This is a genomic window from Sulfurimonas sp. HSL3-1 (genome assembly GCF_039645995.1).
Lineage (GTDB): Bacteria > Campylobacterota > Campylobacteria > Campylobacterales > Sulfurimonadaceae > Thiomicrolovo > Thiomicrolovo diazotrophicus.
Map to the genome: position 1 here is coordinate 2,406,856 of NZ_CP147920.1, position 21,669 is coordinate 2,428,524.

24 protein-coding genes are annotated in these 21,669 nt (G+C 56.5%); 19 read left to right on the forward strand and 5 right to left on the reverse strand.

Going from position 1 to position 21,669, the window contains the following annotated elements; genetic code table 11:
* Positions 1-49 precede the first annotated feature (49 nt).
* Positions 50-1,384, forward strand: coding sequence for an MFS transporter (locus WCY31_RS12310; protein ID WP_345972634.1), 1,335 nt, complete (start codon positions 50-52; stop codon positions 1,382-1,384).
* Between the two features lie 84 nt (positions 1,385-1,468).
* Here WCY31_RS12310 and recJ read toward each other — a convergent pair whose 3' ends face one another.
* Positions 1,469-3,067 carry a single-stranded-DNA-specific exonuclease RecJ gene (recJ, locus tag WCY31_RS12315; protein ID WP_345972636.1) on the reverse strand — a complete coding sequence of 533 codons (1,599 nt, stop codon included), beginning with the start codon at positions 3,065-3,067 and terminating at the stop codon, positions 1,469-1,471.
* Positions 3,051-4,679 (reverse strand): CTP synthase, encoded by a 1,629-nt coding sequence (locus WCY31_RS12320; protein WP_345970077.1) that lies wholly within the window; start codon positions 4,677-4,679, stop codon positions 3,051-3,053. The genes recJ and WCY31_RS12320 overlap by 17 nt, the downstream gene beginning before the upstream one ends.
* 103 nt (positions 4,680-4,782) lie before the next feature.
* On the opposite strand from WCY31_RS12320, the gene WCY31_RS12325 reads away from it, so the two are divergent.
* The 3 genes from WCY31_RS12325 (at position 4,783) to WCY31_RS12335 (ending at position 8,240) form a co-directional block, all read left to right on the forward strand.
* Positions 4,783-6,393, forward strand: a complete 1,611-nt coding sequence (locus WCY31_RS12325; RefSeq protein WP_345972637.1) for a cation:proton antiporter — start codon at positions 4,783-4,785, stop codon at positions 6,391-6,393.
* 248 nt (positions 6,394-6,641) lie between these two features.
* Entirely contained in the window at positions 6,642-7,151 is a 510-nt protein-coding gene (locus WCY31_RS12330; protein WP_345970079.1) for an RDD family protein, read from the forward strand.
* Complete coding sequence (locus WCY31_RS12335) at positions 7,152-8,240, forward strand: MFS transporter (protein ID WP_345972638.1); 1,089 nt, start codon at positions 7,152-7,154, stop codon at positions 8,238-8,240.
* Here the strand turns inward: WCY31_RS12335 and WCY31_RS12340 are convergent.
* The 3 genes from WCY31_RS12340 to WCY31_RS12350 are packed head-to-tail and all read right to left on the reverse strand — an operon-like array spanning position 8,237 to position 10,664.
* Complete coding sequence (locus WCY31_RS12340) at positions 8,237-8,989, reverse strand: DUF481 domain-containing protein (RefSeq protein ID WP_345972639.1); 753 nt, start codon at positions 8,987-8,989, stop codon at positions 8,237-8,239. The genes WCY31_RS12335 and WCY31_RS12340 overlap by 4 nt on opposite strands.
* A 44-nt stretch (positions 8,990-9,033) precedes the next feature.
* Entirely contained in the window at positions 9,034-9,828 is a 795-nt protein-coding gene (locus WCY31_RS12345) for a DUF481 domain-containing protein (protein WP_345972640.1), read from the reverse strand.
* Positions 9,825-10,664 (reverse strand): mechanosensitive ion channel family protein, encoded by an 840-nt coding sequence (locus WCY31_RS12350; RefSeq protein ID WP_345972641.1) that lies wholly within the window; start codon positions 10,662-10,664, stop codon positions 9,825-9,827. The genes WCY31_RS12345 and WCY31_RS12350 overlap by 4 nt, the downstream gene beginning before the upstream one ends.
* A gap of 166 nt (positions 10,665-10,830) precedes the next feature.
* Here WCY31_RS12350 and WCY31_RS12355 point away from each other — a divergent pair, with 166 nt between their 5' ends.
* The 15 genes from WCY31_RS12355 to WCY31_RS12425 all read left to right on the forward strand — a co-directional run bounded on the left by WCY31_RS12355 (position 10,831) and on the right by WCY31_RS12425 (position 21,654).
* Positions 10,831-12,099, forward strand: coding sequence for a 3-isopropylmalate dehydratase large subunit (locus WCY31_RS12355; protein ID WP_345970085.1), 1,269 nt, complete (start codon positions 10,831-10,833; stop codon positions 12,097-12,099).
* A gap of 9 nt (positions 12,100-12,108) precedes the next feature.
* A complete protein-coding gene (locus tag WCY31_RS12360) occupies positions 12,109-12,960 on the forward strand; it encodes a hypothetical protein (protein WP_345972642.1) in 852 nt (283 codons plus the stop codon).
* A gap of 32 nt (positions 12,961-12,992) precedes the next feature.
* Positions 12,993-13,586 (forward strand): molybdenum cofactor guanylyltransferase MobA, encoded by a 594-nt coding sequence (mobA, locus tag WCY31_RS12365; protein ID WP_345972643.1) that lies wholly within the window; start codon positions 12,993-12,995, stop codon positions 13,584-13,586.
* Positions 13,587-13,896: 310 nt separating this feature from the next.
* Positions 13,897-14,370 carry a cyclic pyranopterin monophosphate synthase MoaC gene (gene moaC / locus WCY31_RS12370; protein WP_345972644.1) on the forward strand — a complete coding sequence of 158 codons (474 nt, stop codon included), beginning with the start codon at positions 13,897-13,899 and terminating at the stop codon, positions 14,368-14,370.
* On the forward strand, positions 14,348-14,617 hold the full coding sequence (locus WCY31_RS12375) for an HP0495 family protein (protein ID WP_345972645.1): 270 nt from the start codon (positions 14,348-14,350) through the stop codon (positions 14,615-14,617). The genes moaC and WCY31_RS12375 overlap by 23 nt, the downstream gene beginning before the upstream one ends.
* 9 nt (positions 14,618-14,626) lie before the next feature.
* The gene (locus WCY31_RS12380; protein ID WP_345970091.1) at positions 14,627-15,652 is read left to right on the forward strand and encodes a hypothetical protein; all 1,026 of its coding nucleotides are present in this window, start codon (positions 14,627-14,629) and stop codon (positions 15,650-15,652) included.
* A 183-nt stretch (positions 15,653-15,835) separates the two neighbouring features.
* On the forward strand, positions 15,836-16,270 hold the full coding sequence (locus tag WCY31_RS12385) for a heme-binding domain-containing protein (protein WP_345970092.1): 435 nt from the start codon (positions 15,836-15,838) through the stop codon (positions 16,268-16,270).
* Between the two features lie 285 nt (positions 16,271-16,555).
* Positions 16,556-16,765: a hypothetical protein gene (locus WCY31_RS12390; RefSeq protein WP_345970093.1), complete on the forward strand. Its 210-nt coding sequence runs from the start codon at positions 16,556-16,558 to the stop codon at positions 16,763-16,765.
* Positions 16,762-17,037, forward strand: coding sequence for a type II toxin-antitoxin system RelE/ParE family toxin (locus WCY31_RS12395; RefSeq protein WP_345970094.1), 276 nt, complete (start codon positions 16,762-16,764; stop codon positions 17,035-17,037). The genes WCY31_RS12390 and WCY31_RS12395 overlap by 4 nt, the downstream gene beginning before the upstream one ends.
* Before the next feature lie 350 nt (positions 17,038-17,387).
* Entirely contained in the window at positions 17,388-18,701 is a 1,314-nt protein-coding gene (soxC, locus tag WCY31_RS12400; RefSeq protein ID WP_345970095.1) for a sulfite dehydrogenase, read from the forward strand.
* Complete coding sequence (locus tag WCY31_RS12405) at positions 18,682-19,866, forward strand: c-type cytochrome (protein WP_345970096.1); 1,185 nt, start codon at positions 18,682-18,684, stop codon at positions 19,864-19,866. Before soxC ends, WCY31_RS12405 begins: the two co-directional genes overlap by 20 nt.
* Before the next feature lie 22 nt (positions 19,867-19,888).
* Positions 19,889-20,341: a thiosulfate oxidation carrier protein SoxY gene (locus WCY31_RS12410; protein WP_231019448.1), complete on the forward strand. Its 453-nt coding sequence runs from the start codon at positions 19,889-19,891 to the stop codon at positions 20,339-20,341.
* A gap of 41 nt (positions 20,342-20,382) precedes the next feature.
* A complete protein-coding gene (soxZ, locus tag WCY31_RS12415; protein ID WP_345972646.1) occupies positions 20,383-20,688 on the forward strand; it encodes a thiosulfate oxidation carrier complex protein SoxZ in 306 nt (101 codons plus the stop codon).
* A gap of 7 nt (positions 20,689-20,695) precedes the next feature.
* Positions 20,696-21,217: a thioredoxin family protein gene (locus WCY31_RS12420; protein WP_345970099.1), complete on the forward strand. Its 522-nt coding sequence runs from the start codon at positions 20,696-20,698 to the stop codon at positions 21,215-21,217.
* Complete coding sequence (locus tag WCY31_RS12425) at positions 21,214-21,654, forward strand: MOSC domain-containing protein (protein ID WP_345972648.1); 441 nt, start codon at positions 21,214-21,216, stop codon at positions 21,652-21,654. Before WCY31_RS12420 ends, WCY31_RS12425 begins: the two co-directional genes overlap by 4 nt.
* The last annotated feature ends 15 nt before the right edge of the window (positions 21,655-21,669 follow it).

Below are 21,669 nucleotides of genomic sequence, written 5' to 3' on the forward strand. Positions count from 1 at the left end.
TAAGTATTTCTTCTTATAATGTTGGGATTTTTCCTTCCAAGGATGCTTGATGAAAACCATCATGAAGAAAACCCTCCCCCTGAGCATGATCATCGGCCTGCGCTTTTTCGGGCTTTTTATCGTCCTCTCCGTGCTGTCGCAATACGCCCTGGAACTGCCGGGCGGCACCCCCTTCCTCGCCGGGGTCGCCCTGGGGGGCTACGCCCTGACGCAGGCATTCTTACAGGTCCCTTTCGGGGCGATGAGTGATAAGTTCGGCCGCAAAAAGACGATCCTTGTCGGGCTGCTCATCTTCGCCGCCGGGTCCGTGATCGCCGCATCGGCGGAGAACGTCTACTGGCTGCTGCTGGGCCGCTTCCTGCAGGGTGCCGGCGCCATCGGTTCCGTCGTCACCGCGATGATCGCCGACCAGGTCCGCGAGGACGAACGCGCCCACGCCATGGCCGTCATGGGAATGGTCATCGCCATGAGCTTCGCCGCCTCCATGATCATCGGGCCGCTCGTCGCCGGGGTCTGGTCCGTCTCCGCCCTCTTCTGGCTGACGGCGATCCTCTCTATCACCGCCCTCGTCATCCTCTTCACCGCCGTACCGGAACCGCCGCAGATCGTCCACCACTACAGCGAGGACGAGGCGCAGATCAAGCATGTCTTCAAGGACAAGGAACTGGTGCGCATGTACATCACCTTCCTCTTCCACAGCTCGACGATGGCGATCGCCTTTTTCCTTATCCCGATCATCATGAAACAGCAGTTCGGCATGGGCACGATGGAGTTCTGGAAGGTCTACCTCCCCGCCGTTATTTTCGGGATCCTCGCGATGGGACCGGCGGCCGTCTTCGGCGAAAAATACGCCAAAGGCAAGCAGATCTTCCTCATCTCTATCGGCTTTATCATCGCGGCGTTCGCGCTGATGGGCTTTACGACCTCCTTCTGGGCCTTTGCCGTCGGCGCCGTCTTCTTCTTCATCGGCTTCAACATGTTCGAGCCGCTCTTGCAGAGTTTCGTCAGCAAATTCGCCAAAGTGCACCAGAAGGGTGCTGCCCTCGGCGTCGCCAACACCTTCGCCTACGTCGGGATCTTCGTCGGCGGGGCACTGGGCGGGGCGCTCTACCAGCACTTCTCCAAAGAGGGGGTGGCGATCTTCGTCATGAGCGCATCGGTGCTCTGGTTCCTCTGGATCCTCGGCATGCGCAACCCGGGGCTGCGCGCGACACTCTTCCTCGATTTCGAAGCCTATGACAAGGCCAAGGTGCCTTCGCTCAAGGGCATGGAGGGGATCTCCGACTTTTACGTCAACGAAACCGAAAGCCTCATTGTCATCAAGTACGATGCCGAACTCCTCAACGAAGAGGGGCTCAAAACCCATATGCTCAAAGCGGCCTGACGCCGCACGGGTTCCGCACTGCACTCCTGCAAAAATCCTCTGAAAAAACGTGTAAGAAAAAAATGACGCTGAAACGGCCGATGCCTAGCCGTAGAGGCGTTCAAGCATCATCTGGATGGAGACCCGGCCGCCCCATTCGTTGCGGGCCAGGGTATAGCTGCAGGTGAGACGGCCGCTCTCGGGCCGCTCCAGCTTTCGCCGGAAGGCCATAAGGTCATATGTCTCGCGTTCGTGCCGGAAAAGCCGCAGACTGACCTTGGAGTGGTCTCCGTCGCTGCCGAGGTAGCGGATGCCGACGACCTCGGCATCCCGTGCCAGAAAGCGGGGGCGGGGGTTGCCCTCGCCGTAGGGCTCGTAGCGCTCCAGGATCTCCAGCAGTTCAAAATCCACGCTGCCCGTGTCGAGCTGTCCGACGATCTCTTCGACCGGCAGGAACTCCTCCGGGTCGAGCGTTGCCGCTTCGGTGTTGATCCCGGCGCGGAAGGCGTCGACATCCTCGGCACGCAGGGAGAGTCCCGCCGCCATCTTGTGGCCGCCGAACTTCTCGAGCAGCCCCTCCTGCGAAGCGATCAGGTCGTAGATGCTGACGTTGCCGAGCGAACGCGCACTCCCTTTGGCCCGTCCCTCCTCGATGCTGAGCACGATGGTCGGCTTTTCAAACCGCTGCACCAGACGCGCGGCGACGATGCCCACAACCCCCTCGTGCCACCCTTCGTGGGCGACGACGATCACCCGGTCGTCGGGCCGGACCAGGGCGATGGCCTCCTCCGTCGCCTCTGCCTCGATAGCCTTGCGCATGACGTTGAGCTGCGTCAGGAGTTCAAACTGCCTGAAAGCCGTCTTCTCATCCGGTGCAATCAACAGTTCCAGGGCTAAAGAAGCGTCCTCCAGGCGGCCGGCGGCATTGATGCGCGGCGCGATCTGGAAACCGATATCCTCGGCCCCCAGTTTCGTTTTTCCCAATGCTTCGCGGACGATAACGGAGAAGGGACGGGCGGAGCGCTCCATCTGGGCGAGCCCCGCCTGGACGATCGCACGGTTGATGCCCATAAGCGGCATTACATCGGCGATGATCGCCAGGGCAAGGAGTTCGAGGAACTGCCCCATATCGATGGAGAGCCCCAGCTCCTTCTTGATCAGCGCCATCAGCAGCCACGCCACCTGCGCCCCGCAGATCTCCGGGAAAGCGTAGTGATCGTCAGCGCGCTTCGGATCAACGACGGCGTAGGCGTCGGGCAGTTTCTCCGAAGGCGTATGGTGGTCGGTGATGATCAGGTCGATGCCGCGCGCTTTGCACACCTCTGCCGCCGCGAAGGCGTTGATGCCGTTGTCGACGGTAAACACGACGTCGGCGTCAATGCGTTCGAGCACGCGTTCGGAAACCCCGTAGCCGTCCGTGAAACGGTTGGGTATGGTCACCTCGAGGGGATAGGGGATCTGCCGGAAAAAGAGAGTCGTAATCGCCGTGGCGGTCACCCCGTCGACGTCGTAATCCCCCACCAGGGCGATGCGTTCGCCTTTGCGAATGGCATCGGCGATCCGTTTCGCGGCCTTTGAAGCATCGGTCAGACCGGCGGGGTCGGGGATATCGGAGAGTTTGGAAAAACCGGAAGCAAAACGCGAACGCAGCAGTGCCTCCAGGGCACGCTTGTCCAGCAGCGGAGCGTCAGGCGCCTTTGGCATGGGCCAGCGCCGCCTTGACGAAGGCGAGAATGGAGGGGTTCGGCGTCTGCAGACGCGAGGTGAATTCCGGGTGGAACTGGACACCGAGGAACCAGGGGTGCGCCGGGATCTCGACGGCTTCGATCAGGCCGTTGGATTCGCCGGTAACGATCATACCGGCATCCTCGAGCTCCTTACGGTAGGTCGGATTCGCCTCGTAACGGTGGCGGTGGCGCTCGAGGATCGTCTTTTCGCCGTTATAGGCTTCGCGCAGCAAAGAGCCCTCTTTCGTGTCACAGGGGTATTCGCCAAGGCGCAGCGTCCCGCCCATCGGCGACTTGTGGGTCCGCAGCTCGGTCTCGCCGCTCTGGTTGATGAAGTTGTCGATCAGGTAGATCATCGGGTGCGCCGTCTCCTCATCGAACTCGATGGAGTTGGCATCCTCATAACCCAGCACATTGCGGGCGTACTCGACGAGGGTCAGCTGCATGCCGAGACAGATACCGAGGTAGGGCACTTTGTTCGTACGGGCATAATTGATCGCCTGGATCTTCCCTTCCACCCCGCGCGAACCGAAACCGCCGGCAACGAGGACGGCATCGCAGTCCTGCAGCAGCGTCTCCGCGCCGCGCTCCTCGATCTCCTCGCTGTCGACCCAGCAGAAATCAACTTTTGTATCCAGGTGTGCACCCGAGTGGATCAGCGCCTCGATCAGAGACTTGTAAGACTCCTTGAGCTCCAGGTACTTTCCGACGAAACCGATACTGATACGCTCCTGCGGAGAGACGATCTTCTTGACCAGTCCATCCCACTGCTCCATGTCCGGGTTCAGCTCGCCAAGCTCCAGCGCCTTGGCGATCGGAGGCAGGATATTCTGGTGCATGAAGCTGATGGGCACCGCGTAGACGCTCGGCGCGTCCAGGGCCTCGATGACGCTGTCCTGGGAAACGTCACAGGAGAACGCGAGCTTTTTCTTGAAGGTTTTCGGCAGGGCGTGTTCGCTGCGGGCGATGATCATCTGCGGAGTGATACCGATGCGGCGCAGCTCCTGGACCGAGTGCTGGGTCGGTTTGCTTTTATGCTCGCCGGCCGCTTTGATGTAGGGGATCAGGGTGACGTGGATAAAGAAGGTCCCTGCCACATCCTCATCATGCTTCATCTGGCGCACGGCCTCCATGAACGGCTGCCCCTCGATGTCGCCGACGGTCCCGCCGAGCTCGACGACAAGGATGTCGTGCCCTTCGCCCGCCTTTTTGATACGGTCAACGATCTCGCCGACGATATGCGGAATAACCTGGATCGTCTGTCCCAGATACCCCCCGGCGCGTTCGCGCTCGATCACCGAGCTGTAAACCTGCCCCGTCGTGAAGTTGCTGGTCTTAAGAAAGGAGGTATCGAGGAAACGCTCGTAGTTCCCGATATCGAGGTCGGTTTCCGCACCGTCCTTCGTGACGAAAACTTCCCCGTGTTCCAGGGGACTCATCGTCCCCGGGTCGACGTTGATATAGGGGTCGATCTTGAGCATACCGACCTTTTTCCCGGAATGCTTCAGCAGCGCGCCGATGGAAGCAGCCGTGATCCCTTTACCAAGGGAACTCAGTACCCCACCCGTTACAAAGATAAATTTCGTCATCGCAGACCCCGTTTGAAGCTATATTTTTTCGCAATTATAACGGGCGGCGGCTTATCGCTGTATGAGATACTCCTGCTATACTTACCGGAAAAAAGAAACATACATGGACCAGCCCCTGCTCTACGCCGTTACGGCCCTCGCCATCTCCGTTGTCATCAACATCCTTCTCAAGAAGATCGGCGTCTCCCAGGTGATCGGCTACATTCTGACCGGCACGATCATCGTCTATGCTTTCGACCTGCGCCACTACAACGATTCGCACACCCTTGAGCAGATCGCGGAGTTCGGGATCGTCTTCTTGATGTTCACGATCGGCCTGGAACTCTCCCTGCCCCGGCTGGGGGCCCTGAAACAGATCGTCTTCGTCAACGGCCTGCTTCAGGTGCTTGTCACGGCGGTCACCGTCTTTGGCTTTGCCTATGCGCTTTTGGGCATCGGCCTCACCTCATCCATCATCATCGCCAGCGCCTTCGCGCTCTCTTCCACCGCCGTCGTGCTCAGCTATCTCAAAAGCTCCAAAGAGATCCATCTCCCCTACGGGCAGCGCGCCATGGGGATCCTGATCTTCCAGGATATTGCCGTCATCCCGATCCTGCTGCTTATCGGCTTCCTTGCCAGCGAAGGGGGGGACTGGCAAAGTACGCTCTTGCACACCGCCGAGAGTGCCGTGCTGATCCTCGTCATCCTCTTTTCCGTCGGCAGACCGCTGATGACCTGGCTGCTGCATTTCGCGGCCGACAGCGGGATCGAGGAGCTCTTCCTCGGCTCGGTCCTCGTCATCGCCGTCGGGGCCTCCCTCCTGGCCGATGCGATGGGCTTTACCTACTCGCTGGGCGCCTTCCTCGCCGGGGTCATCATTGCCGAGACCAAGTACCACCACAAGGTCGAGGCGGATATCGCCTCTTTCAAAGATCTCCTGCTGGGCGTCTTCTTTGTCACCGTCGGCATGAAAATAGACCTCGCTTTCTTCGCCGATCACCTCGTCAACATCCTCGGTGTCCTCGCCGCCGTCATGCTCCTCAAAAGCCTGATCATCTTCGCCCTGATCCGCCTGAGCAGCCCGACGCCCGTCGCCCTCAAAAGCGCGCTGGCGCTCTCCCAGCTCGGCGAGTTCTCCTTCGCCATTTTCGCCCTGGCCGCCTCGGACGGCCTGCTCGATCCGGCCCTGGAACAGTACCTGATCATGATGGTCGTCGTCTCCCTCGTGCTGACCCCTTTCTACCTGCCGAAAATCCACCCCTTCGTACTCAAACGCTTTCAGCAAAAAGGGCTCCACGACAACCTTGCCCCCGTGGCGGAGCACCGGAACCACGTTATCGTCTGCGGCTACAGTACCGTCGGGAAGTTCGTTGTTTCCGAACTGAAGGCCCGGGGGATGGATTACGTCATTATCGACAACTCCCTCAAACACGTCAAAGAGGGACTGGCCCTCAAAGAGGCCATCTACCTCGGCGACCTCTCCAAGCCGGCCATCGCGGAGGCCCTGCATACGGAGAACGCCTCGGCCGTGATCGTGACGCTGGACAACCCGGAAAAGAAAAACCTCATCTGCGAAACGGTGCTGGCCATCAATCCTCAGGCGAACCTTGTCGTGAAAATCGTGACGCTCGAAGAGAAAAAAGGGCTGGAAGAGCTGCATGTCGGACATATCGTCGATGGCAAACATGAAGTCGCAAAGGTCCTGGTCTCCCAGGCAATGCAGTGTGAAATGTAAATGGATGGTTTAAAAACATCCCGGTAAAAGGAGGGGGGAAACCGGGATGCGCTTCATAGGTATATAAGGAGTGTATAAATGAAACTCAATGACTGCTACTGTTGTCGTTGAGACGGTGGAAGTATAGGGCAGTAGAGGTAAACTATCCGTAAATATACAGGTGTATACAAATCTTTTATGTTATGTTTAAGTATAACAAATAGTTTTACTTCGCCTTTGTCCGCCACCCCTTTCGCTATAATGCCGCCATGCGATGGCGAGAGATTAAACACACCAAACCGAAACGTCAGCCGGAGAACACTCCGAAAGTGACCTATGCCGACTTCAAGTCACGGGCCCTGGCCTTTATCACGGACATCTTCATGATCGGCATTCCCATCACCCTCATCATTATGATCGCCTTTGGACATGACCAGATGATGAACAGCGCGGGCGGAACGGATGTGCTGATGAACCCGGCCGAGGCGAAGCAGCATGCTCCCAACCCCTACGCCTCGATCACGCAGATGCTGCTCTATGCCGTCACCTTTGTCCTCTTCTGGCACAAAAGCGGGCAGACGCCGGGCAAAAAGATGATGCAGATCCGCGTCGTCGATGCACGTACCTTCCAGACAGCCTCCTGGAGCCGCCTGCTCCTGCGTTTCGTCGGCTACTTTCTCTCTGCTCTCACCCTGGTCGGTTTCTTCACCGGGCTGCTGCGCCGCGACGGCAGGGCCCTGCACGACCTGCTCAGCGGTACCGCCGTCATCCGTGCCTGAATGACCCTGCTCGTCTCCGCGTTTTACTTTTTCTACTTCGCCATCATCGGCGTCTACGTCATCTTCATGCCCAAAGTGCTCGAGATGGTCGGTTACGCCCCCTCGGAGATCGGCATTATCTTCGCCAGTGCGCCGCTAGTGCGCTTCGCCGTCCCCTTCGCCTTTATGCGCGGTCTCCGGCTCGACCGGACCGTCTTCAACGCCGCGCTGCTCCTCATGCTCGCCGCGGCCGCCGCTTTTTTCCCGGCCCTGCCCCACTTCTGGGCGCTGCTGGCCGCCAACATCACTCTGGGCATTGGGCTCAGCCTCATCCTCCCCTATATCGAGGTGATCGTGCTGGAGCTGATCGGCAAAGAGCGGTACGGGAAGGTGCGACTCTACGGTTCGATCGGCTTCATCCTCGTCGCCCTGGCGTTGGTCAAGGTACTGGACGCCCCCCAGACGGCGCTCTTTTTCCTGATGGGTACGACGCTGCTGACGGCCCTGTTCGGCTACAGCATCGCGCGGCATGACGCCAAAAAGCACTCAGAGGCGCCCGCCGCGTCCGACAGCGGCGGTTTCACGCTGCTGACCCACCCCGGCCTCTGGCTGGGCTTTTTGCTGATGCAGATCAGCTTCGGTCCCTTCTACAACTTCTTCACCATCTACGAGACCGCCCACGGTGTGAGCCTTGATATGACCATCTACCTCTGGAGTTTCGGCGTGATCGCGGAGATCGTTCTCTTCTACTTCCAAGGTCCCCTGCTGCGCCGCAATCTGCACCGCCTGCTGGAGTTCGCCGCGGGCGTGACCGTCATCCGCTGGCTCATCGTCTGGCAGTTCCCCGAAAACCTGCCGCTGCTTTTTGCGGCGCAGAGCATGCACGCCATCAGTTTCGCCCTCTTTCACACCGCGGCCATCAGCTATCTCTACACCCTTTTTACCCAGAAAAAGCTGGCGCAGCAGTTCTTCTTCGGGATCAGCTACGGACTGGGGGGATTTATCGGGGCCGTGGGATCGGGGTATGTCTATGAATACGCCCCCCAGACCCTCTTTCTCACCGCGGCGATCGCCTCTGCACTTGCCCTGCTCGCACTGCGGCGCGGCTAGAACTTGAAGGTAAACAGGGTTCGCTGGGAGAAATCATCCTGCTTGACGCCGACGGCAGGTTCCGAATCGTGCGCGTACTCCACCGAGAAGCCGAGGTAGAGCTGACGGTAGATCTGTAGTTCGATCCGGGCCGAGGCCGTCACGTAGTAGTCATTGAAATCATCGCACTTTGGCTGGTAATAGCCGACGGCCGTGAACACCCCTTTATCGGACAAGGGCAGGCTGTAGGCGAGGTAGCTGTTGAAGCGGAGATTGCGTTCCAGAGGATCAATACTCGTCGAATAGCCGATGTATTCGGCATAGGCGCCCGCACCGATGAAGAGGCCGCCCCACTCGCCGCGTTTCTTGTTCAACACCTTCCAGCGCAACCCCCCGCCGGCAAGCGCCCGCTCCTCAATCGATTTGAATTCGTCCTTCTCCATCTGCCCGAACCCTTCCGCCGCGATGTCGGCCCCGACGATGTTGCGGATGTAGCGCAGGTGGGCAAAGAGATTGTTCGTATCCCTCACCCCGCTCGCCTCGCCGTATTCGCCGCGTACGACCCCCCAGATCACATAGGAGGTGTTACTGTCGAACTGCAGCTGAAGGCTCCCGGAGTAGTTGTCTTTCTCCGTATTGCCCCGTTTGGTTTCGAACGCGCCGGAAAGTTCCCCGGAAAGGCCGGGTTTCTCACCGACTTCACGCGGCTTGATGGCGACAATGGCAAACAGTTGAATAGAAATGAGCAGCAGAAAAAGGGGGCGTATCACAGTGGACTCCGTCTGAAACAAAAATCAGACGGCATTATAGTGGACTAGTAGTCGATAATCAATGCGACCATAAAGGTCGTATCGGTGCGTTCGTTGCCCGCAGGGGGCATATTCGTATAGTCGATTTTGTAGCTGACGCCCAGCGAGAAGTTCCCGTTGATTTTGCTCTCGAGCGCCGTTTTCGAGTAGACGAAATAGTTCTGGTCATCATCGAAGCCGCTGCGGTAGCTCGCCTCTTCGATGAACTTGAACCCTTCGACGACGAGCCAGACGAAATTCCCCTTGACCAGGTAACCCCAGAAGTCGTCATAGAGGCCGTCCACCCGGGTCAGCCCGGCCTTGCCGTCGGGATAGGGGTATTTGATCTCGGTGCCGTTGGCATCGTAGTATTTGTCCATCTCCTGCTGCGTGTTGAAAAGCACGTTCCCCTGAAAATCGAGTTTAAACTTCTTGCTGTCAAGGGCGATATATTTCGCACCGGGACCCGTGAAGAACTGGTATTCGAAGCCGGAGAATTTATCATCCTTGTAGCCGACGATGTAGTTGAGCGCCAGGCGTTTCGCGAACTGCCAGTCGTAGTTGCCCTCCGTGTAGATCTTGTTCTTGTTCTCGATCCCGTTTTCCGTACCGTACAGGGCGTCAAAGTCCAGCCGAACGCTGTGTTTCCCCCACGTTTTCTTGCCGCCGAAATCCAGCGAGAATGATTCGGTGTCCGTGTTCCCGCCCGTTTTGACGTAACCAAGTTCCGTATGCGTCACCAGCGGGTTCGGCTTCTCGGCCCCGTCCGCTCCCATCAGAAGCGCCGCGGCGGCCATCACTGCAAAGAGTAGCTTTTTCAATCGTTTGTCTCCTCTTTTGTCGGGTCCATATGCACATCCATCTGCGGATAGGGGATGCTGATGCCGTTGGCATCGAGGGCAAGCTTGATCGACTCGAGCATGCCGAAATAGGCATCCCAGTACTCTTCGGACTTGACCCAGGCGCGGACGGTAAAGTTGACGCTGCTGTCACCGAGCTCGCTCACCGCGACCAGCGGCGCCGGGTCTGCAAGGGTGCGAGGGTCATCACGGATCACCCCGTACAGCACCTCCTTGGCCTTTTTGAGGTCGTCATTGTAGCCGATGCCGACGACGTGGTCAACGCGCCGCTGGGCCTTGTTGGAGAAGTTGACGATATTCCCCGCGGTGATGGCGGAGTTGGGCACGATGATCGTGCGGTTGTCGACCGGGCTGATCGTCGTCGTGAAGAGGCTGATGCTCTCCACCGTTCCCGTCGCGCCGCCGGCCTCGACAAAGTCGCCGACCTTGAAGGGGCGGAAGATCAGGATAATGACGGCGGCACCGACATTGGCCAGGGTGTCTTTCAGCGCCAGGCCGACCGCGAGGCCGGCGGCGCCGAGGATCGCCATGAACGAGGTCGTTTCAATGCCCAGCTGCCCAAGGGTCGCCATAATGACGACGACCAGGAGCGCCACATAGACGCTGCTCGCGATAAACTTCGTCAGCGTCTCGTCGACGCCATATTTTGTCATCGCCTTGTTCGTCACGTTGCCCAGCGCCCGCGCCACCCGTTTTCCGATCAGGAAAATCAGCAGTGCGCCGAGCAACTGAAGCGCATAGCCAAGGGCCAGATCAAAGTAGGGACCGTATGTATCAGGGTCCAGATAAGCTTCCATGGGAACCTCCCGGTTAGAGTGTCCGTCAGTATAACACAGTAAACAACGGTGAAAAGTTACCGCTGCCTAAATAAATGGCGTCAGGGGCCGGAGAGCGAAAAATGGTATAATCGCGGCACTATTTTTTGCGCGGAAACTCTATCTCCGCCGGACAAGGCAAACAATTATGGGTCAGACTATCACCGAAAAAATCTTCTCCGAGCACGCAGGCAAAACCGTCTACGCGGGCGAGATCGTTCGGGTGCCGATCGATATGGTCATCGGTAACGACATTACGACACCTATCTCCATCAAGGCGTTCGAAGACGCGGGTGCCACCGAACTGGCAAACCCCGACGGCTTCTCCATCGTCCTGGATCACTTCATCCCCGCCAAGGATATCGCTTCGGCCAACCAGGCACGCATCAGCCGCGACTTCGCCAAGAAGCACAAGATGAAGCACTTCTTCGACGAGAAGGATATGGGCATCGAGCACGCGCTGCTGCCGGAGAAGGGCCTCGTCGTCCCCGGTGACGTCATCATCGGCGCCGACAGCCACACCTGTACCCACGGCGCACTGGGCGCTTTCTCCACCGGTATGGGCTCCACCGACCTCGCCTTCGCCATGGTCACCGGCGGCAACTGGTTCAAAGTGCCCGAAAGCATCAAAGTCGTACTCTCCGGAAAACCGGGGCCCTTCACGACCGGCAAGGACATCATCCTCGAAGTGATCCGCATGATCGGGGTCGACGGCGCGCTTTACCGCACCCTCGAGTTCACGGGTGACACGATCGCACACCTCAGCATGGACGACCGGTTCAGCATGTGCAACATGGCGATCGAAGCGGGAGCCAAGAGCGGGATCGTCGCCGTCGACGAGATCACAGAAGCCTTCCTGGCCGACAAAACACTGGCGCGCCCGGCGAAGATCCACCACTCCGACCCTGATGCGACCTACGTCCAGGTGCTTGAGATCGACGTGGACAAGCTCGAACCGGTCATCGCCTACCCGTTCCTGCCCTCCAACGGCCACAGCCTGAGCGAGGCCGTCAGCGACCATATCAAGGTCGACCAGGCCTTTATCGGCAGCTGTACCAACGGCCGCCTCAGCGACCTGCGCATCGCCGCGAAGATCCTGGAGGGCAAAAAGGTGCACGAGGACGTCCGCCTCATCGTCACCCCGGGTACGCAGCGCATCCTGCGCGAAGCGACAAAACTGGGCTACATCGACATCATCGTCGATGCCGGCGGCGTCGTCTCGAACCCGACCTGCGGCGCCTGCCTCGGCGGATACATGGGGATCCTCGGTGACGAAGAGGTCGCCATCTCCACCACGAACCGCAACTTCGTCGGCCGCATGGGTTCACGCTCGTCCAAGGTCTACCTCGCCAACTCCGCCGTCGCCGCCGCCTCGGCCATCACCGGCTACATCACCGACCCGGCAACGATCGACTAAGCCGCACCCATGTCCTGGAAGGCGATCGCGCTCGGTACGGTACTCGTCATCGTCATCGCCTGGAACGCGGCGGTCTATTTCGCCGACCGCCAGATCGCGGCCAAACGGTATGACGGTGTCTACGACAGCTGCCACAAGGTCTGGTCGTCCCGCGGACTCTACGACACCAAACAGGAGCGCAACTCCCTGACGGCCTTCCGCCGCGCCTTCGAAGCGGGTGCCCACGGCGTCGAAGTCGACTTCAGTTACGATGCGGACTCGGACCGCTTCATCATCGGACACGGCCACCCCCGCAAAGGTCCGGACGGTCGGACGGTCTACACGGAAAAAGAGGGGGGTCTCTTCACCCTGGAGACCCTGTTCCGGGAACTGGGCGAAGAGCACGCCTTCTGGCTCGATTTCAAAAACCTCGACCACCTGAGCAGTGAGGAGACCCAAAAAGCGATCCGCAGACTTGAGAGCATTGCCGTCAACAGCAACGTGCATGACCGTCTCTACATCGAAGGCTCCAACCCCCTGCGCCTCTCCTTGTATACCGACGCCGGTTTCAAAACGCTCCTCGGCACCTTCCCGCTTGCCGACAGCAACCCGGTCGCATCCATTGTCCTCAACGCCTACAAAATGATTTACGCCGTCTTCGACATCACGGGAATCGCGATGAACTACGGCAGCGTCGACAAACCTATCTACGGGGAGAATACCCGCAAACAGCTCGGGATGATCCCGGCGTTCGTTTTTCATATTCCCGATGATCCGTCACTGCTGCAGGAGCTGGTACACAACAGCCATGTCCGCGTCATGCTCGTCGGCCGCGACATCAGCATCGACCGCTTTGCCGTCACCGCCTGCGGCCGGGAGTGACCGGCGGCCCGATCCACAGAAGGAGCGTCCCCATGCCTGAAAACACTTTTCCCCTCCCCTGCGTTATCTTTGCCGGCGGAAAGAGCTCCCGGATGGGCCGCAACAAAGCCCTGCTCCCCTTTGACGGTTTCGACACCCTCGCCGCGTACCAGTACGCCCGGCTCTCTCCCCTCTTCGCGTCCGCCGTCCTCTCCGTCAAAACGACCAAAGGCTATCCGGAAGGACTCCCCTATCTCCCCGACGATCCGTCGTTGGCGGATGCCGCACCAACTGCAGGCTTTATCACCGCGTTTCGGAGCCTGGATGCGGAGCGTATTTTCGCCCTCAGCGTCGACACCCCCTTCGTCGATGGTACTGTCATCCGAGCCCTGCTAGCGCGCGACAGCAGGGAGCTTGATGCCGTGATCGCCAGGACCGCGAGGGGCACGCACCCCCTCTGCGGCATCTACCACCGAAGCCTGCTGGCGCGTTTCGAGGCGATGGCCGCTTCCGGTGATCATAAACTGGGCAGGATGCTCTCGGAGAGCCGGGTCCGTTACGTCGATTTTGATGATGAGCAGCTTTTCAGCAATCTCAACCATCCGCACGAATACGAAGCGGCATTGAAGACGCTGGATAAAAAGTAAGTGTTGTCGGAGAAAAGGTGCCGCCAAAGGGCGGCGGAAGAGGAGAAACGTTGTTGTATGATACATCAATCATGGGGCTTACCTATAGTAGGCGGCTATAGTGCCCAAAGTCGCGATGTTAGGCTTTGAAAACTTCGTCGGCAAAAGGCGTATCCTTGTTGCACATTCAAATCATAGAACAAATTATCCACAATTAATCCAATAGCATGATTAATTATTGAACAACACTCTGCTTATACTCTACTTTTCGCCATCAAGTTCCTTCTAATCGGCTTTACTATAAGATAGCGTTAAAAACGGGATACAATATATGCAGCTGACCCATCTGGATGAAAAAGACCGGCCGAAGATGGTCGACGTCTCAGCCAAAGCGCCCACCGAACGCGTGGCCGTCGCCAGCGGTAAAATTACGATGAGCCCCGAAGCGTACAGCGCGATCGTCGAAGAGCGCACCAAGAAGGGCCCTGTGCTTCAAACGGCGGTCATCGCCGCGATCATGGGGACCAAGAAAACCTCGGACCTCATCCCGATGTGCCACCCCCTCAACCTCAGCGGGATCAACTGCGACGTAGAGGAGCTGCCGGAACTGCCGGGCTTCCGCCTCAGCGTCACCGCCAAACTGACGGGGCAGACGGGGGTGGAGATGGAGGCGCTGACCGGTGTCAGCATCGGCCTACTGACCATCTACGACATGGTCAAAGCCATCGATAAGGGGATGGTCATCTCCGACGTACAACTCGAAACGAAACGAGGAGGCAAAAGTGGTGAATATCAACGACATTGAGCAGAAGCTCGAACTAGAATACCCTTGTAACTGGTGTTATAAAGTCGTCGGCGAAGAGCGGGAGAAACTGGAAAACGCCATCCGGGAGGTTATCGTGGAGCGCGAACACAAGATTGCCCACTCCAATACGAGCCGCACCGGAAAATATATCAGCCTGAATCTCGAACTGCTTGTGCATAACGAAGAGGACCGCCAATTCATCTACGATGCCCTCAAGGCGCACCAACACGTCAAAATGGTTTTATAGGAGGCTCCGATGCTGGACCTGGAACAACTGCAGCGCGATATCCGCAATCATTACAAGAACCAAGCACCGATGGAACTCGATGCTCGTATCGTTGACCTCATCGGCTATCTGGGAAGTGAATACGGCCTGAACGAGACCGACCTGACCCTCCCGGAGATCCGGCTCGTCGTCAACACGATCCTGGCCGAGCAGACGGCGGCCCTTCAAGAAGAGCTGGAGGCGCTGCTCGTACAGAGAGAACGCATTGAACGGCAGATCGAGCGCAAAAGCGAACGGATCCAGGATGAAAAACATCAGATCTTCAATACGCTGGAGGGTATCCTGGGCGACGCCCCCAGTGACGCCCAGGCGAAGCTGCACCAGGTCAAACTCCAGTCCATCGACCTCTTCGACATGCTTGAGGAGGTGGTTGAGTCCGCGATCATCACCACCCTCGAGAAAAACCACGACATCGAAGAGACGGTCGAGGAGATCTGCAAGGAGATTACCTATGTGACACTGGGGGAAGGCCCGTTGGAGACCGGACGCATCCGTCTGGTCATCGGCAGCATTCTCCACAGTGCCGTCGAAGTAGGCGAAGCCACACCGAACCAGGCCGAAGCGATCCTGCTCGGGACCCTGCGGGGCGTACGCAGCGGCCTGATCAAGGCCATCCGCCGTCTGAAAAAGCAGCTCCTCTTTATGCCCGAGGAGCTCAAGCTGACGGCATCAATGCAGACGGAACTGCTCCGTACCGATGTGCTCTTCACACAGATCCTGCAGGATGAAGCGCTTCAGTGTACCCCTGAAAGCCGCGCCCTGCTGGAAAAACTCGCCAAAGAGATCCGTTTCGATCTTGAAGAACTTGTCGAAGTCTCCAAGGAGACCGTCGATCTGATGCGCAGCCAGCTCAGCCAGGCGCTTTCGCGCTCCCAGGTCCTCAACTCCAAAACCGCCGCCGAAGCCAAGCGCGTCGGTATCTCCGCCTGGCGCTCGGCCAAAACGGTGCTGGAGGGCGCCCTGCAGAACGCCAAAGGGAAGATCGACAAAAAATAGTGACTTCTTGAACCACCGTTCCCTGCACGCCGTATGTTGACAGCATCTGCGCGTGCAGTTTCCTCCCATCAAATTCAACGAAAAAGTATTAGATTCACCTCGGAGAAATACATTCCAATTGAAACAAACGAATACTTTCAAAAATTTAGAAAAAGCGAAGAATAAAAACTTATAATGAGTGGCATGAAAAAGGTATTGATCATTGTATTGCTGGTTGTAATAGGGATTCAATTCATTCCGATGAATGTTCCCGCCGAGGTGCCGACAAAGGCTGAAGATGAACTAGAGGCACCTGAAGAGGTACTCGCCATTCTCAAACGTTCCTGTTTTGATTGTCACTCGAACCATACCACTTTCCCATGGTACAGCTCGGTTGCACCGGTTTCATGGTTTACCAAGATGCATGTCAAAGAGGGTAGAGAGCATATGAACTTCTCGACATGGGCTAGTTATGATGATGAAAAGAAGGCAAAGTATCTTGATAAGATCCCCAAAGCGATCAAAAGCAAAATGCCGCTTCCAAGTTATCTGATCATGCACGCAGATGCCAAACTGAGTGAAGATGATAAAAAAGTACTCACGGATTGGGCATCCGAAGCTGCTTTTGATTTAGAATAATCAAAATAGACTCGTCACGATTATGGCCCCCGCTTGCTTCCATCCTCTGTGATGGGAGCAGATCCTCACCCTTCTTTCCCTTCCTCTTAGCGCAACTGTTTTCGTCCTACGTTATCCTGATTGCAGCGAAGACGTTGCTCTACTCAATCGGACCGGCGAAGATCCGCCTGCGCGATCAGCAGCCTCTGCGAAGCAGTGCAGGCGATCGATGGAGACACGGGAAAAAGGGCGAGTAATTCAACTCCCCCGTGTTACAATCGCGCCAAAGGAGTTGCAATGCAGACCTTGCTCTTGCTCGTAGATGACACCTACGCCGACACACTGAAACAATCCCTTCCCGCCGACAAGGCCTGGGTACTGGATGCGCGCTACGACGAGTTTCGCTGCCGCGTCCGTCTCGCACTTGACGGCTACCGCACTTCTCCCGATGCCGTTCAGATCTATCATGAAACCATCGAAGACATTGATACATGGCTTGCGGAGCAGCGATCATGAGAGTTGTCGCCACCCCGTCCTTTGTCGAGCAGCTCAAAGCGCTCCTCTTGACGATCGCCGAGAGCAACCCCGAGGAGGCGAAACGCTTCAAGCTCTATCTCGACACCATCTTGCTCAACCTGCCGAGCAAAGCGCAGAAATACAAGCCGTCAATCTATTTCGATGATGCTGATGTGAAGGATATTGAACATCAGGGATGTACTATTCCCTTTTATTATGATCACGCCGGAGCGGCCCTTGTGCTTTTGGGAATTATTGACAATCGTGTGTAAACTTAACATTATTTAATTTTTTTGTATTAATAAGCAAAACGTCGCATTTTAAGCTAAACTTATTTAAATTTTACATATTCGTAATAATAATATTTTTAAGTCGTACAATTACCGCCATTTTTGTTTCTTTTGGTAACGATATCCGGCGCTGCGGTTTCGTATTCACTCTTTATCGGCGTTTCGTATTGTATACTTACGTTTGATAAGATCGTGATATTGGGTTCAGCACCTGTAAAGACAGCACATCAACAGCCGAATAACGAAATGTTGCCGGAAGTTGATGTGCTGTTTTGGTCTTATGACTATCGAAATAGTAAATAGTAAAGTTATTAATATAAAAGGGAGGAAGAATGAGAAACGAACATTCTCAACACGATGCTGAAAACGTGTCGGCCGAAAGAAGAGACTTCTTCAAGAAAACCGCCGCACTCTCAGCCACGGCGATCGCCGGTGCCGGAATGCTCTCCGGTACACGTGCGATGGCCGAAGATGACCCGGTCATTATGAATACACCGGACTGGGGTCACAAGATCGGTTACCCGGTCACTAAAAACCGCTACGGTATGCCTTCACCGTACGAGCACAACATCACCCGCCGCAACGCGAAACTCCTTTCCTCAGGAAACTGGCAGGCATCCATCGCCATGTGTCCGATCCAGGACCTCAGCGGTATCATGACGCCGAACGGCCTCTTCTTCAGCCGCTGCCACGGTGGTATCCCGACCATCAACCCGAGCGAATGGCGCCTGATGATCCACGGTCTTGTCGAAAAGCCGCTAGTTCTGACCCTTGATCAGCTCAAGCGCTACCCGAACGTCAGCCGCGTTCACTTCGTCGAGTGTCCGGCAAACGGCGGTCCGGAATGGCGTGGACCGCAGTTCAACTCCATCCAGTTTGCGAAAGGGATGATGAGTAATGCCGAGTGGACCGGCGTCTACCTCAAAGACATCCTCAAAGACCTCGGTCTCAAGCCGAGTGCAAAATGGATGCTAGCAGAGGGTATCGACAGCTCACACATGGGCCGTACGGTTCCTGTCGACAAGGTACTTGACGATGCTATGATCGTTTGGGGCCAGAACGGCGAAGCACTTCGCCCGGAGCAGGGCTACCCTGTCCGTCTCCTCCTCCCGGGATGGGAAGGTAACCTTTGTGTCAAATGGCTCGGACGCCTCGAATTCGCCGCTGAACCGTTCTACGCGAAAGAAGAAACAGCGAAATATACGGCACTCAAGCCGTCAGGAAAAGCGATCCAGCACTTCTATGCGAACGAAGTCAACTCTATCATTACCTCACCGTGCCCGGAAAAACCGTGGACGGATCTGAAAGCCGGCGACATGGTCGAGATCGAAGGTCTCGCATGGAGCGGTATGGGTACGATCGACGGCGTCGACATCAGCTTCGACGGCGGAAACAACTGGGTAGAAGCAAACCTCAAGGGCCTCGTCCTTCCGAAGTCCTGGACACGCTTCAGCTTTATGTACAAATACGAAGGCAAGCCGCTTATCCTCGCCAGCCGTGCACGCGACGACGCAGGCTACATCCAGCCGACAATCGATCAAGAAACCGCAGTGATGGGTGTCGAATCCGTTTACCATAGAAACGGTATCGCCTCATGGGAAGTCACTGCAGAAGGGAAGGTAAACAATGTTCAAGTTCGATCGTAAATTTATTCTTGGTGCTTCCGCAGCGGCAGCGGTAGCCATGCTCGCTACCGGCTGTGTCGAAAGCGGCGACGCTGCGGCACCGTCTGCATCGAGTGCAGACAATGTCCTCACGTATGCAAACGGCAAGCGCGTCATTGACGGCGGTCGCTACTATGCAACCGTTAACGACAAAACCGGACCGTACTATGTGAACACTGCAGCAGAAAAAGGCGGTTACACCTACGGGCGTACACCGACAGCCAACGAACTCGAAGCATGGAACACAACGGTAACACCGTGGCGTCTGCCGCCGAAAGGCGAAGGTACAGCCGAAGAGGGTGAAGCAGTTTACGAAGCCAAATGTGTCATGTGTCACGGCGACTTCGGTTCCGGCGGTGGCGGTTATCCGGCGCTCTCCAAAGGGAATGCATACGACAACATGGCCACACTGAAACACCAGCGTACCGGTCCGGACATGGAAGGTCCGATCCGCGTCTTCGGTAACTACTGGCCGGAAGCGAGCACCCTGTGGTGGTACATCATGGAAGGTATGCCGCACCCGGATACACGCAGCCTGACTGAAGACGAAGTCTATGCACTCGTTGCCTATATCCTGAACCTCAACGAGATGGAGATCGACGGCGAAGAGGTTGATTACGAATATGTCCTCGACCAGGAGAAATTCGCGAAGATCGTTATGCCGAACAAAGACGGTTTCGAACCGGTCATCGACGGTGCAAACGGTCTTGAGAACGTCCGTGCTTATTTCGCGGATCCTGCAAATTTCGGTGCGCAGAAAATCGCTTCTGCCGACGAGCGTTGTATGAGCAACTGTCAGAAAGAGACTGCGAAAGTCGTAGGAATCTCTATCGAGCAGAAAGAGTTCCTTCCGCCGCTTTCTGAAGTCCGTGACCTCCCGAAGGTCGAGAACACGAGCGGTGTAGACCTCGAAGCGAAGAATACCTATGAATCCAGCTGTGCCGTTTGCCACGGTGCTGCGGGCATGGGTGCTCCGGTGGTCGGCGACAAGAAGGCGTGGGACGCTGTTGTCGGCAAGGGTATGGACAAGGTCTATGCCCGCGCCATCAACGGTACCGACATGGGTATGCCTCCGAAGGGGGGCACAGACCTGTCTGACGACAAACTCAAGGCGGTGGTTGATTACATGATCAGCCAGAGCAAATAAATCTCAACCAAAGGATAAACATATGCAAAGAAGAACATTCCTCTCTCTCGCAGCTGGCGCTTGCGCCCTGGCTGCTGTACCGGCAAGCGTCCGTGCGGAAGATTTCCGTAAATCCAAGCCGACAGTTTGGACAGCAAAAACTGTCGACGACGCCCTCAAAGCGATGTACGGCACAACAGCAACTGTCGCTGAAGGCGTTACAGTCGTCGCTCCGGACGTTGCAAGCAACGGCGGTGCGGTTCCGGTTGATGTCAAGTCTGACATCGCTGCAAAATCCGTCATGATCGTTCAGAACGTCAACCCGGAATCTGCGGTTATCGTTTACGACCTCAACGAGTACAGCATCATCGACTTCTCCATCAAGATCAAGATGAAAGCTTCCGGTACGATCACAGCAATCGTACAGGGTAACGACGGCAAGCTCTACAGCGGCTCCAAAACACTCGACGTTGCACTCGGTGGTTGTGAGGGCTGATCGCCTTCGCCTATAGAAAACGAAAATAGAAAGGTAATATCATGAGAATCAAAGCAAAACTCAAAGGTAATGTTGTTTCTGTAAAAGCGATGGCGAAGCACGACATGTGGACATACGATATCGCTGAAAAGAAAACCGGCGACCGCAACAACGCGAACTTCATCACGCACATCGACGCTAAAGTCGGCGCTGCGACTGTTCTGGACGCTTCCGTCAGCCAGTTCCTCTCTAAGAACCCTATTTTCAAGTTCGCGTTCAAAGGCGACTTCAAAAAGGGTGACGAACTCGTGATGACTTGGGTTGACCTCAAGGGCAACACCAAGACTTCCAAAGCCAAAATCAAATAATCCTCGGGTGGACGCTTCGGCGTCCCACCGCTTTCTCTCCAAGGCACCAACAGTGTATAAACACCACTTCATCACTCTTTTAATGCTCACGTCGTTCTTTTTCTCCTTGTCCGCACGCGATATCGACCTTAACCGTATAGCGATCGATACGGCCAAGCAGAAGAAGACCCTCCTTGTCTGGCTTCACAAAAATGACTGCGGTTACTGTGAAGCGATGTACGAATTCACCCTCGGCGACGACAAAGTCTCATCTCTGATTCAAGCCTCTTTTGAACTTGTCGATATCAACATCAACGACGATGACACCGTGATGTTCAAGGAGTTCAGGGGGAGCGGGCACGACTTCGCCAAACATGTCGGATACAACTTCTACCCCTCCTCGCTTTTTCTGGATGCCGACGGGGAGATCATCTTTGCCGCACCAGGGTATGTCGAAGAGAAGGATTTTTTCAAAATGCTCGACTATGTCAGCAGCGGTGCGCATAAGAGCATGACCTATGACAGCTTTAACCGGGAGGGAAAAAAGTGAATAACCACGAAGGCAAGGTCCTAGGCCTTTTTCATGCCCTGAAAGGGGTTGAAGGGCGCCATGAGTATGACATGATTGAAATCGACGAGCAGGGTATCATCGGCGATAAATATTACGGCAAAAACCTCAACCGAACCATTCTGATCACTTCCGAAGAGGCCAGCTACGTCATGGCGGCCGACGAAGGCATCACGATGCCCTACGGCTCGTTGGGAGAGAACATCGTCATCGATATCAACCCTTATCATCTTCAGGCCGGCCAGCAGCTTAAAATCGGTGAGACGATCGTCGCCATCACCCAGAACTGCACTCTCTGCAGCAGCCTCGGCAAAGTCGACGCCAGACTGCCGGAGCTTCTCAAGAACGACCGCGGTATTTTTGCCAAAACACTCCAGGGCGGTAAAATAAAAAAAGGTGATACAGTCACTATACTCTGAATTAAGGACTCTGCC